At 46.7% G+C, this 12,889-nt stretch carries 14 protein-coding genes and 1 other RNA gene; 13 read left to right on the top strand and 2 right to left on the bottom strand.

Features of this window, described 5'->3' with window-relative positions:
- The first annotated feature begins 20 nt into the window (after window positions 1–20).
- From secG to smpB, 3 genes are all read left to right on the top strand, one after another.
- A complete protein-coding gene (secG, locus tag B5E53_RS03075; RefSeq protein WP_087312563.1) occupies window positions 21–260 on the top strand; it encodes a preprotein translocase subunit SecG in 240 nt (79 codons plus the stop codon).
- 180 nt (window positions 261–440) lie between these two features.
- Complete coding sequence (rnr, locus tag B5E53_RS03070; RefSeq protein ID WP_343215574.1) at window positions 441–2,816, top strand: ribonuclease R; 2,376 nt, start codon at window positions 441–443, stop codon at window positions 2,814–2,816.
- A gap of 42 nt (window positions 2,817–2,858) precedes the next feature.
- Entirely contained in the window at window positions 2,859–3,329 is a 471-nt protein-coding gene (smpB, locus tag B5E53_RS03065; RefSeq protein ID WP_087312562.1) for an SsrA-binding protein SmpB, read from the top strand.
- 28 nt (window positions 3,330–3,357) lie between these two features.
- On the opposite strand, the gene B5E53_RS03060 is transcribed toward smpB, so the two are convergent.
- Entirely contained in the window at window positions 3,358–3,924 is a 567-nt protein-coding gene (locus tag B5E53_RS03060; RefSeq protein WP_087312561.1) for a chromate transporter, read from the bottom strand.
- A 9-nt stretch (window positions 3,925–3,933) separates the two neighbouring features.
- Entirely contained in the window at window positions 3,934–4,497 is a 564-nt protein-coding gene (locus tag B5E53_RS03055; protein WP_087312560.1) for a chromate transporter, read from the bottom strand.
- Window positions 4,498–4,633: 136 nt separating this feature from the next.
- Here B5E53_RS03055 and B5E53_RS03050 point away from each other — a divergent pair, with 136 nt between their 5' ends.
- The 10 genes from B5E53_RS03050 (at window position 4,634) to frr (ending at window position 12,869) form a co-directional block, all read left to right on the top strand.
- Window positions 4,634–5,515 carry a LysR family transcriptional regulator gene (locus B5E53_RS03050; RefSeq protein WP_087312559.1) on the top strand — a complete coding sequence of 294 codons (882 nt, stop codon included), beginning with the start codon at window positions 4,634–4,636 and terminating at the stop codon, window positions 5,513–5,515.
- 139 nt (window positions 5,516–5,654) lie between these two features.
- Window positions 5,655–6,003: a transfer-messenger RNA gene (ssrA, locus tag B5E53_RS03045) on the top strand.
- A 787-nt stretch (window positions 6,004–6,790) separates the two neighbouring features.
- On the top strand, window positions 6,791–7,810 hold the full coding sequence (locus B5E53_RS03035) for a M56 family metallopeptidase (protein ID WP_162611767.1): 1,020 nt from the start codon (window positions 6,791–6,793) through the stop codon (window positions 7,808–7,810).
- Between the two features lie 2 nt (window positions 7,811–7,812).
- The gene (locus B5E53_RS03030) at window positions 7,813–8,055 is read left to right on the top strand and encodes a hypothetical protein (RefSeq protein ID WP_087312556.1); all 243 of its coding nucleotides are present in this window, start codon (window positions 7,813–7,815) and stop codon (window positions 8,053–8,055) included.
- A 352-nt stretch (window positions 8,056–8,407) separates the two neighbouring features.
- Window positions 8,408–8,719: a thioredoxin gene (gene trxA, locus B5E53_RS03025; protein ID WP_087312635.1), complete on the top strand. Its 312-nt coding sequence runs from the start codon at window positions 8,408–8,410 to the stop codon at window positions 8,717–8,719.
- Window positions 8,720–8,748: 29 nt separating this feature from the next.
- On the top strand, window positions 8,749–9,396 hold the full coding sequence (locus tag B5E53_RS03020; protein WP_162611766.1) for a 4'-phosphopantetheinyl transferase superfamily protein: 648 nt from the start codon (window positions 8,749–8,751) through the stop codon (window positions 9,394–9,396).
- 101 nt (window positions 9,397–9,497) lie between these two features.
- Window positions 9,498–10,160 (top strand): SEL1-like repeat protein, encoded by a 663-nt coding sequence (locus B5E53_RS03015; RefSeq protein WP_087312554.1) that lies wholly within the window; start codon window positions 9,498–9,500, stop codon window positions 10,158–10,160.
- A 55-nt stretch (window positions 10,161–10,215) separates the two neighbouring features.
- A complete protein-coding gene (tig, locus tag B5E53_RS03010; protein ID WP_087312553.1) occupies window positions 10,216–11,334 on the top strand; it encodes a trigger factor in 1,119 nt (372 codons plus the stop codon).
- A 98-nt stretch (window positions 11,335–11,432) separates the two neighbouring features.
- Window positions 11,433–12,146, top strand: a complete 714-nt coding sequence (pyrH, locus tag B5E53_RS03005; protein WP_087312552.1) for a UMP kinase — start codon at window positions 11,433–11,435, stop codon at window positions 12,144–12,146.
- A gap of 177 nt (window positions 12,147–12,323) precedes the next feature.
- Window positions 12,324–12,869 (top strand): ribosome recycling factor, encoded by a 546-nt coding sequence (gene frr / locus B5E53_RS03000; RefSeq protein ID WP_087312551.1) that lies wholly within the window; start codon window positions 12,324–12,326, stop codon window positions 12,867–12,869.
- The last annotated feature ends 20 nt before the right edge of the window (window positions 12,870–12,889 follow it).

Here is a 12,889-nt window from a genome sequence, read left to right as displayed (position 1 = left end):
TGTGATGACAGGAGGTGAAGATGTTGATAAGAACAGCAGTTACAATTTTATTCATCTTAATATGTCTTGCATTGATCGTAGTTGTATTGATGCAGGAAGGCAAGTCAGCCGGACTCGGGGCATTAAGCGGACAGGTTGATTCCTATGTGAGAAAGAATCACGGACGTACCAGAGAGGGTAAGCTGGAGAGAACGACGGTTATCCTTGGCGTTCTGTTTTTCGTTATTGCCATTGGTCTTGAATTGAAGTTTTTCCTATAAATGAATGACCACAGATAAATGATCACAGTATGTGTAGTGAAAGAACCCCCTTTTGCCAGGCAGACTCTGCCCGGCAGGAGGGGATTTTTTAGTAAAAACGGATGAAAAATCTGTTCACCCAAACGGACTTGCACACAGACCCGTAAAATATGGAAGATATGGAAAGACAGGAGATTTATAGTGACAATAGAAGATAGAAAAATATTTGAACAGAGAAAAGAAAGTATACGGAACATGATTTATGACGAAGAGTACATTCCTCTGAAGTTTAAGGAAATGGCTTATCTGATGAATGTTCCTCATAATGAGAAAGATAAATTGAGAGAGGTCCTGGATGCGCTGGTGGCGGAAGGCAGCGTGGAACTTACCGCCAGAGGAAAATACGTGAAGGCGGATCAGGAGAGTCTGGTAGGCGTGTTCACCGCTCACCCGAGAGGGTTTGGTTTTGTGACGGTGGAGGGAGAGCCGGAAGACATTTTTATCCCTGCGCCTTATACGGGCGGGGCCTTCCATAAAGATGTGGTGAGGGTGAAGATCTCCCGGGAAAGCCACGGAGAGGGAAAACGCAGAGAGGGCGTTGTGGTAAAGGTTCTGGAGAGAGGGACCAAGACCCTGGTAGGCACCTTTATGAAGAGCAGATCTTTTGGATTTGTCCGTCCGGACGATACCCATTACGGGCAGGATGTGTTCATTTCCAAAAAAGACTGTGATGCTGCCATGAATAATGATAAAGTGGTGGTGGAGCTGTTGAACTATGGAACCAGAGACAAAAAGCCGGAGGGGCGTATTGTGGAGATTATCGGTAACACCGATGATCCGTCCACCGATATCACGGCCATCGTGCGGGCCTTCGGGATTCCTGATACATTTTCCGGCGAAGTGATGCGGGAGGCCAGATCCATTCCGGATGAGGTGACGATTCCAAAAGGGGAAAACAGGACGGATTTCCGGAATCTGCTCACGGTGACCATCGACGGTGAGGATGCTAAGGATCTGGATGACGCCATTACGCTAAGCCGGCAGGGAGATGGATATGAGCTGGGCGTGCACATCGCGGACGTGAGTAATTATGTGAAGGAGGGTGCTCCTCTTGACAAGGAGGCACTGGAACGGGGAACCAGTGTGTACCTCTGTGACCGGGTCATTCCGATGCTTCCGCGGGAGCTGTCCAATGGGATCTGTTCCCTCAATGCCGGCGTGGACCGTTTGGCGTTAAGCTGCGTTATGCAGGTGGATGCCAGGGGAAATGTCATCGGACATCAGATCGTGGAGTCCGTCATACGAGTGGATAAACGGATGAGTTATACGGGAGTAAAGGCAATTCTGGAAGGACAGCCGCATCCGGAAGGCGAGAGGGAGGATATCCGGGAATTGTGTTTTCTTATGAAAGAGGCGGCCGCCGTCCTGAAAGAAAAAAGAAGAAAGCGCGGCGCTATTGATTTTGATTTTCCAGAATCCAAGATCGTTCTCGATAAGGACGGATATCCGACGGACATTCATCCTTATGAGAGAAATGTGGCTACGGATATTATTGAAGATTTCATGCTTCTGGCCAATGAGACCGTGGCGGAAGATTATTTCTGGCAGGAGCTGCCGTTTGTATACCGGACCCATGAGGAGCCGGACCCGGACAAGATTGCCCGGCTGGACACCTTCATTCGCAATTTCGGCTTCTATATGAAGACAGGGAGAGAACATTTTCATCCAAAAGAGATTCAGAAGCTGCTTTTTTCCCTGGAAGGAGAGCCGGAAGAAGCGCTGATCAGCCGTCTGGCCCTGCGGTCCATGAAACAGGCGAGATATTCCACCCTGAATGTGGGGCATTTTGGCCTGTCCACCCAGTATTATACTCATTTTACTTCGCCGATTCGCCGGTATCCGGATCTGCAGATTCACAGAATCATTAAAGAGAACATCCATGGACGGCTGAACCGGAAACGAGTAGAGCATTATGAGGCGATTCTTCCGTCGGTGGCGGAGCAGAGTTCCAAACGGGAACGCCGGGCTCAGGACGCCGAGCGGGAAGTGGAGAAGCTCAAGAAATTGGAATATATGGAAAAATTCATCGGGGACGCTTTCGATGGCGTAATCTCCGGCGTTACCGCCAAAGGTTTCTTTGTGGAGCTGGAAAATACCGTGGAAGGTATGGTTTCCACCCAGAGCCTGATGGATGACTACTATCTTTTTGACGAGCAGCAGTACCGTCTGGAAGGCAAGCGGACCGGACGTGTCTTTACCCTGGGGCAAAAAGTGCGGGTGGTCATGGCTTCAGCCAGCAAAGCTGCAAAAACCATTGATTTTGTGCTGGAAGAATTCTCTGCCGCCGCCGGCTGGGATGTGCATGGAGAGAAATATAATACCGCCGGCAGCGAAAATGACGATTCTTCCCGGGAAGAGGAGATCCTCTTTGATGGTACCGAGGAGGAATGGTATTCCGACGAGGAGGAAGGCTGGATTCAGAGTAAAGATGATATCGCAAAAAATGACTGGCTGGATGATGAGGAAGCAGACCGTCTCTTAAAGCTTTACGCGAAGAAAGACGTGAGAGACATCTGAATATTAAGACAGTCGAAATAAAATAGAAAAGGAGAGGAAACAGTGGCAAAATCAGAAAATATTCGCCTGATTGCGAACAACAAGAAGGCATATCATGATTATTTTATAGATGAAAAATATGAAGCAGGCATCGCTCTCCATGGTACGGAGGTGAAATCTCTTCGCATGGGAAAATGCAGTATCAAAGAGGCCTTCATCACCATCAATCGGGGGGAAGTGCTGATTCAGCATATGCACATCAGCCCTTACGAGAAAGGAAATATTTTTAATAAGGATCCTCTGCGCACCAGAAAGCTCCTTCTTCATAAGGCGGAGATTCGTAAGCTGGAAAATCAGGTCAAAATGAAGGGTTATACTATTATGCCCCTGAAGGTGTACTTGAAAGGCAGCCTTGTAAAAGTAGAGATCGGCCTGGCGCGAGGCAAGAAACTTTATGACAAGCGGCGGGATATTGCTAAAAAGGACGCGCAGCGGGAAGCCCAGAGAGATTTTAAGATCCGGAATCTGGGATAAATGGCATAAGGCAGCCGGACGCAGTATGTTAAAGATAGAAAAACAGTCCGGCGCCTCCGCACAAAAGCATCAAAAGTACAGGACCGCATTTTTTGCGGCGAAGAATAAAGAAACCTGCCAGAAACAATAGAGCAGCCGGGAGATTCAGGTTATGCAGCATATCTTCCGGTTTTATAGTCTGACTGCCAAATAAGGCCAGCAGAAGGATCGTGGCAGCGGCGGAGATGATCAGACCCAGCGAGGCAGATTTCAGTCCTTTTAACAATTCAAAAATGTAAGAAGAATCCTGATGTTTCCGGAAAAAACGGAACAGTGCAAGGGAGATGACCACGCCGCACAATACACAGCCGGCGGTGGCGGCCACCGCTCCGCCGATGCCGGCAATCTGGAGTCCCACAAAGGTGGAGGTGTTGACGGCCAGTGGTCCCGGCGTCATTTGTGATATGGTAATAATGTCCGAAAATGTTTTGGCGCTGATCCAGCCGCAGGATTCCACCACTTGTTCCTGGATCAGGGGAATCACCGCATAGCCTCCGCCGATGCTGAAAAGACCAATCTTTAAAAAAGTCCAGAATAATATCCATAATGTATTCATCGTCTACCCCTATCTGATCAGACAAATCCGTCCCACACACAAAATACAGCAGCAAATGAGAAGAAGAACGGCATTGATATGAAAAACAAAATTAAGAAGAAAAGTTGCCGGTATCATCAGAGACAAGAAAACAGAGCGTTCCCGGAGAACTATGGCGCACATGTCTGTAATCATATCCGCCATTACCGCGGCAACCCCTGCTTCCATTCCCTTTAAAACCGCGGCGAGGACCGCATTGGAAATAAATATGTGGTAGAAAGCAGATATTGTTCCGAGAATGATCAGCGGCGGCAGCACCGCGGCCACACAGCTGATTACGGCGCCCGCCATCCCGGCAGTACGGTATCCTGCCAGAGCGGACAGATTGACAGCGATGGCTCCGGGGGTGGACTGGGCCACGGCGGCCATATCCATCAGTTCTTCTTCACTGAAATATCCCTTTTTTAGCACAAAATACTGCCGGATCATCGGCACGACCACATATCCCCCGCCAAAGGTAAAAGCGCTGATAAACAAATTGATGCCCAGCAGCCAGAGATACTGTTTTAATTTTTCTTTTCTTTCTTCACACAAGTTGCATCCCTCGTTTCTCTGATTAAAATCGTATTGTACACGGGCCTATTATACTCCTTGCCGTGCAATCTGTATAATGCTATTATTTAATGAAACCCATGAATAGTATTAATAGCAAAAGAAGGAAGGTGCGGGTATGATATTGAGACATCTGGAAATTCTGGAGGCCATCGCGCAGACAGGAACATTTACCGGAGCGGCAAGAAAACTATATATTACCCAGTCAGCGGTCTCTCATGCTGTGGCGGAACTGGAAAAACAGACAGGGGCGGATCTTTTTTACAGGCTGCCCAAAGGAGTGGCGCTGACGCCCTGCGGAGAAATGCTTCTTGATGAAGCAAAAGGGATCCTCACCGCCTGCCGGGATCTGGACCGGAGAATTCCCCATCTCGAGGAGAATATACCGATTCATGTCGCGTCAAGTATTACGATAGCCTCATTTCTGCTGCCACGCATTCTTTCCAACATCCGCCGGGAAATGCCGGAACTGCATATATCGGTGCGGGTGGAGAGTGCGCAGACGTGCCTTGATCTTTTGAACAATGGCGGAGCAGACGCCGCTTTCTGGGAGGGAACCATGCCCCGGGGAAACTTTTTGGCGATTCCTCTTGGCAGTTATTCCCTGCAGGCAGTTTGTGCGCCGGACTTTACACTGCCGGCCGGACCTCTCACACTTCTGGAGCTTGTTCGTTATCCGCTTCTTCTCCGCGAGCCGGGAAGTGCTATTCGTGATACCTTTGACAACATGCTGGCTGTCGTCGGCTGTACAGCCGTGCCGGTCTGGGAGAGCGTGAATTCCTTCGCTTTGATTAAGGCGGCGGAGGAAGGCCTGGGAATTGCGGTTCTGCCGGAAAAACTGCTGATGGATTCCCTGGCTCTTGGAAGACTGCGGCGTATCAGCCTGAAGAATGTCCGGATGGAAAATCGTATGTTTGCTCTGGTCCGCACAGAAAAATATCTCACAAAATCTCTGGAAAAATTTCTTGATTTTTTAAAAAAAGAGGAAAAGAATAGATAAGTACTAAGTGAAAGAATCATACAGAACACAGGGCTGAAAAATGTGCTTGACAAAATATTTCTATTCAGTATAATAAATATACTACGGTTCATGCCGTAGCCACACGGCAGCAGCATAATCTGCCTGCCGTAGACAGTACGGGCTTGTACTGGTTTCGACGGGGGCTTTGCACGTGGGGCAGCCATCCGTGGTCCGGGACCACGTTAAAACTCGGAATTAAATATAAACGCTGAAGATAATAATTTAGCATACGCTGCCTAAGTTGCAGCTGTCGGCCTCAGCATACCCACAGGTTGAGAGTCCGGCACCGATTATGTGGGACACTCGTATCCGTAAGCTTTGCCGGGTATGAAGTAATATGAAGCTACTGAAGTCTGGAGTTTGTCTTTAGACGCCGGATGGAGGGAATGTCAAAATAAAGACTGTGATGGGAGATACCGTGCGGAATAGGTTTTCGGACAGGGGTTCGATTCCCCTCAGGTCCATGACAGCAAGTACCTGAAATCTTTTATTTATAAAGGTTTTGGGTACTTTTTATTTTGCCTCAAAATAGCATCTAATCAACGTCTGATCAAAACTATATAAAGGAGAAAATCCCGGACATATGACATCGCAAGCAGACTGCGATGTTTTTTTATGGCAGAGGATTTTTCTGATATATATATCATGCTGTTTTTTTAAAGAAAATGATATAACAAATATAGAAAATGATATAACAAAAATATATAAGGTCTATGATGCGTATTTTTCACCATCTTTATGGTTGGAAATGGTATAATAAAAAACATGTAATAAATGTAACATTTCAGATACAAAAATATTATAAAGATTTGTTTCTGTCTGCTGTAAAAAAGAATGATTTTTTTCAAAAGTTGTTGAAAAAAATGGAAAGTTATTGTATTATAAAAAATGTGATAAGCATATGATTTATTATGGATACATAATTGTGATTTTTACAGAACGATTATGATTATAAAATATTCATAATTTAGAAAGAAATATGTGAACAATAACGCAGGCAGAAGGAATCATTTAAAATGACAACAGGAGAGAATACAGATGATAACCGTTTATTCCTTATTTTGGTCTATTATTAACTGTTGCCTGATGGCTTTTGTTATATTTCTTCTGAGAACCAGAACGATGCTGATTTCCAAGTATGGAACGGCAGTGTTGCGGTTCCTGACTATATGTTGTATCGTGAGGATTTTGTTTCCAGTGGAATTTCCAAAACATCAGTACATACTTGCAGATAATTTTCTGTATTCATGGATTGTGGAACACTTTAAGTTTATCCTGCATCCGGATTTTCACCGGATGGTACTGACAATTCTGATTATAATCTGGATTGGCGGCAGTCTGTTTAGTATTTTTCGTCTGCTGAAGAAGTCCAGGGACGTACAGAAGGTTATACGGGATAATGGCTGCACAGATTATCCGGAAGCGGCCGAAGTTCTGGCATCCATTGATGAAGATTGTCACTTGTCTGTTCGTATTTGTTCAGGCATTTCTGTTCCGGTGCTGGCGGGTTATTATCGTCCGGCTATCTATTTTCCGGAGTATTCTTACACGAAGAGGGAGCTCCGCTATATTCTTCTCCATGAATATACGCACTGGAGACGCCATGATATCTGGAAGAAGTTGTTTATGAACATCGTCTGTGTGTTGATCTGGTGGAATCCGGCAGTTTACGTGATCCGGAAAGAAGTGACACAGCTCATAGAGTTCCGCTGTGATAAGACTTTATCCAAAGATTTCAGCGATGAAGAGATTGTGAATTATCTGGATATTTTGCTGACCAGCTTCGAGCGGGCACAGAATCCGCTGATCAAGACCAACCTCTACACCATAGAGTTTGTGAACACATCAAAACAGTACACCATCCGGCAGAGATTTGACCTGTTGCTTCACCGCTATACAGTCACCCGGCACAGATGGCTGCCGCAGGCGCTGATTGTATTGCTGGGACTGGCGTGGATGTTTTGTTCGTATTACTTTATATTGCAGACGAAGTATAGTTTTTCGGAACAATCGGTTAGAAATGAAGAAGTTGCTGATCGAACTGTTGTAGATGTGGCGGGTAAAGAAAACGCATATCTTCTTGAACAAGAGGATGGTTCATATATCTTTTATTTTTATGGAACATATACAGAAGTATCTGCAGAAGATGTGGAGTCAGGATTGTACGACTTTTATCCTATCATAGAATATCAGGAAAAAGAGAAAAATGTTTTTTTGGAATTCTTTATAGAAATACAGGAAAACATTAAAAATATATTTTCAGAGGAGGAATAGTTATGAAATTAATGAAAAGATTAGCAATTAGTGTGATAGTGGCTACCATGGCATTCTCAGCGATGCCGGCAGCAATTCCGGCGATGATTCAGACGCCGACAGCAGTGGAAGCAGCGGAGATAGAGCCACGAGCTGATGTGGTTTATTGGGTATACCGTGCATTGAGTGATGGTACTATCCAGAAACGCCGCTGGAATGAAACCAGAGGTTATTGGGTTGATCCGCATTGGATTGATGTTAACTAATTATGAGAAAAGTCATTTAAGGGACTGCTGCAGCAGCTGTCCGCATATGGGCTGTGTCTGATATAGACAGATACAGCTCTTTTGCCGGGCAGTATTTGCAGCGGTCTTTTTTTGTTGTTTGCGTGCGACTTAGATATATGTTCAATCAATGAACGATTGCATAATGGATCATTTCTTGTAAATGTGCTGGTTCCTCTTCTCCTCCGTCACATTTTTGTAAGATAAAATAAGATTGACAAACCTCACAGACGTGTATAATAATAAAAACATAACATGCGGTTTGGTTTACAAGCGGGAAATCCGCTGGTGGACCGTGATTGTAAATGAGAATAAGATAAGAAAGGGAACGAATATGGCAATGATTAAGATCACGAGTGATAATTTTGATAAAGAAGTGCTGCAGTCGGATAAGCCGGTATTGATTGATTTCTGGGCGTCCTGGTGTGGACCGTGTCAGATGATCTCTCCTCTGATTGAGGAAGTGGCCGGCGAGGTCAGCGATGTGAAGGTTGGCAAGCTCAACGTGGATGAGGAGCCGGAACTGACAACGCAGTTCGGTGTTATGAGCATTCCGACGCTGGTTGTGATGGATCAGGGCAAGGTTGTGAATCAGTCTGTGGGATTTATCGGAAAAGACGAGATCCTGGCGCTCATTGGCAAATGATGAGGCCGGGGACAATACGTCTTTATATCATGCGGACGGACAGTCTGGATGATCCGGGAGAACATGAAGAATGGGAAGCAGAGCTGCCGGCGGGCAGATGGCAGAAGGCGGTGCTACCTCTCAGGATCGAGGACAGAAGAAACAGTGCCGGGGCGGGATGGCTGCTCCGGTATGTGTTTGAGAAAGAGGGAGTTCCTTTTGTCAGAGATTCGGTGACGCTGGGGCCCCATGGCAAGCCCTGCCATGAGGCGCTGCACTTTAATCTCTCCCATTCCGGAAGCTATGTGATCTGCGCTGTGGGAGAGGGAGAGATTGGCTGTGACATACAAAAGATCCGGCCGTGCCGGGAATCCATGGTGCGGCGCTTTTTTGCCCCGGACGAGCAGGAGTACATTTTATCGGTTCAGGGGAAGGAGCGGGATGAGCGGTTTATCCTACTCTGGAGCAGGAAGGAGAGCTTCCTCAAAATGACAGGGGAGGGGCTGACGAGAGAGCCCGGAGAACTGTCCTGTCTGTCCGGAACGGGTTTTTATGAACGGCGGCTGGAAGAGTATATGATATGTGTCTGCTGCAGTGATGCGGAAAGTATCCGGGAGAGAGAAGTTTCTGTGGAGTATGTGGATGCGGTACAATGTCTTCGAATGGCGGACAACAGCCGGGAAAAGTATCGTCGATGATGGAAGCCGATTGACAATTGCTGGGGAATGCAATATAATTTTGTTGTATTTATATAGAGAAAATACAAGGTAAACCAAACAGTTGTCAGGAGGACAGGAAATTGGAACAGTCAAAGATCGAAGCCATGATGGATGGCAGGACTCTTACAAAAGAGAATATTTTAAATATGTATCAGATGGTCCAGAATGCTTCGGATGCGGAGGAGAAAAAGAATGTGATGAAGCATTCCGTTTTTTTTGTCGGTCAGCTGCCGCTGAAAGAGAATCATGTGGTGGATGTGGAGAAGACAGAACGGATTGTGAACGTTACCGTGCCGCTTGATGAGCTTGAGACATATATGCAGTATCTGCTGGATGGTCTGGCAACACAGACGCTTCTTTTAAAGAAGGAAGACGGCTCGTATGAGGTCAATACCAAGTATGAGAATACAGTGGTGAAGGCCCGCAAGATCGCCAGAGCCTACCAGCTGGAGCAGGAGAAGGCAAAGGAAGAATCTCTGCCTAAGGCTAAGAAAATGTACCAGATGGGAACCAAGTATTATCATTCCGGACAGTACACCGAAGCCGCTGCCTGCTTTTTAAACGCGGTGGAGATGGCAGATTACCGGATGGCCTGCTACAGCCTCGCCATGATGTATATGGAAGGAAAGGGCGTGGACGCTTCTTTAAGCGAGGCGCTTTACTATGCCCGGAAGGCCATCGTACAGGGCGGCGTCATCGCGGAACCGCTGGAAAAAGAGATTCTTGAGAAAATGAACCGGTAGGACCGTATTTCGACGGTGCCACCGAAATTGATAAAAAAGGAAGGAAATTAAAACCATGACAAAGAAAGTTTTGGCGGCCAGCCTGACGCTGGCGCTTGCTGCAGCCATGATGAGCGGCTGTGGAAACAGCAAAAAGAATGACACTGCACAGGAACAGACCACAGAGAGCCAGGCGCAGACAACACCGACCGTGGACTACAGCCAGGGGCTGAATGACGACGGTACGCTGAAGGGCGATGACGGTGCTTATGTGACCCTCTGTGATTATTCCTCCATTGAGATTCCGGAAAGTGAAATCTCCGTGGAAGACAGCGAAGTAGATACAGAAGTGGATTCTCTGATGACCAACTTCCAGACAGAGAATCAGGTGAAAGACCGGGCAGTAAAGGACGGAGATGTGGTCAACATCGACTATGTCGGCACTGTGGACGGAAAAGAGTTTGACGGCGGCAGCGCCGAAGGATACAATCTGACCATCGGTTCCGGTTCCTTTATCGACGACTTTGAAGATCAGCTGATCGGACACAATCCTGGTGACGAGGTGAAAGTGGAGGTAACGTTCCCGGATGATTACTCTTCCGAAGACCTGGCCGGCAAGGATGCGGTGTTTGATACGACGATCAACTACATCAGCGAGACTGTCACACCGGATCTGACCGATGATTTTGTCAAGGAGAACCTGAAGGAAGCATATGGATATACTTCCGTGGATGATATGAAAGAAAAGATCCGTCAGAATCTGCAGGACAATAAAAAATATAATTATATCTGGAGTTATATGATGGATAATTCCACTTTTGAGGAGATTCCGGAAGAACTGGTGGATCCGCAGCTTGACGTTATGATGGACGGTCTGGAAGCCAGCCTGTCTTTACAGGGAGCAACCATGGAAGATTACCTGTCCAGCAGCGGATATGAGGATGAAGACGCTTTGAGAGATGCTTACTATGCAGACTGCGAGAACATGGTAAAGACGTATCTGATTGCCGATAAGGTGGCAAAAGAACAGAACCTGTCTGCGACCGATGACGAGGTCAGCAATTATTTCAAAGAATTCTATAATACCGATAATTATGACAGCTATGTGAGCTACTATACAAGAGCTTATGTGAACCGTACCGTTTTAAATAATCTGGTAACAGAGACTCTGGCGGATATGGCACAGGTAGGATAAAAGATTTACGGTGAGTAACTGCGTCTGGAAGAGCGGATCTTCCGGACGCATAACTGTATATACGATTTCATAACGAAAGAATAAAGTGGGAGGCCCTGATGAAAGATTTGAAAAAGTTAAACCGCGTATTATTAAAATTAAGCGGAGAGGCGCTGGCAGGAGAAAAGAAGACCGGTTTTGACGAGGCAACGGTTCTGGACGTGGCCCGGCAGGTAAAACAGGTGGTGGATTCCGGCGTTCAGGTTGCCATCGTGATCGGCGGAGGTAATTTCTGGAGAGGAAGAACCAGCGAGAATATGGACCGGACAAAGGCGGACCAGATCGGAATGCTGGCTACGGTGATGAACTGTATTTATGTGGCAGATATGTTCCGTCATGCAGGTATGAAGACGAAGGTTTACACTCCGTTTGTCTGCGGCGCGTTTACGGAGCTGTTTTCCAAAGACGATGCAGTGGCAGAACTGGAAAAGGGTACGGTGACATTTTTTGCCGGCGGAACCGGGCATCCGTATTTTTCCACAGATACGGCGACAGCGCTCCGTGCCATTGAGATTGAGGCGGACGCTATTCTCCTGGCAAAAGCCATTGACGGTGTATATGACAGTGATCCGAAGGTAAATCCGAATGCGGTGAAATACGACGAGATTTCTCTGGATGAGGTGCTCGCCAAGAAGCTGGGCGTCATCGATCTGACAGCCACCATCATGTGTCTGGAGAACAAGATGCCGCTGATGATTTTCGGACTCAATGAAAAAGACAGCATTGCCGCTGCCATGGGCGGTCAGTTTAACGGAACTTATGTGACAGTTTGATCATGTATTTTTGCGCGGAATGCGGACAGAAAGATGCCCGCGCGGCCATGATCTGGCTGACTGGAAAATGATTGACAAAACAGTATGATTGATGTAAATTATGTGTATATCAGAGCCACATTTTTCGATGTGAAGAAGTGGCACAGAGACTGAACACAGGATGCAGGAGGTTACATTATGATAGAAAAATATACGGAGAAGATGCAGAAGTCCGTGGAGAACCTGGAGAAAGAATATAATTCCATCCGGGCAGGAAGAGCGAACCCGCATGTTCTCGACAGAATTAAGGTAGACTATTATGGAACACCTACACCGCTTCAGCAGGTAGGTAATATCACCGTTCCGGAGCCGCGTATTCTTTGTATTCAGCCTTGGGAGACTTCCCTTCTCAAAGCCATTGAGAAGGCGATTCAGCAGTCCGACGTGGGAATTCATCCGACCAACGATGGAAAGATGATCCGTCTGATTTTCCCTGAGCTGACGGAAGAGCACAGAAAAGAACTGGTCAAAGATGTGAAGAAGAAGGCAGAGGGCGCTAAGGTCGCTATCCGCAACATCCGGAGAGATGCCAATGATTTCCTGAAGAAGGCGAACAAGAACGGGGACATTACAGAAGATGAACTGAAGACAGAGCAGAACAAGGTTCAGAAGGAAACAGATAAGTACATTAAAGTTGTTGACGAAGAGATGGAAAAGAAGTCACAGGAGATTCTGACAGTGTAAAAGTTATCTGCTGCAATCCT

It is taken from the genome of Eubacterium sp. An11 (genome assembly GCF_002161065.1).
Classification (GTDB): Bacteria; Bacillota; Clostridia; order Lachnospirales; family Lachnospiraceae; genus Anaerobutyricum; species Anaerobutyricum faecale.
The sequence above is the reverse complement of the archived record's forward strand: the minus strand, read 5'-3'. Positions and strand labels throughout refer to the sequence as shown.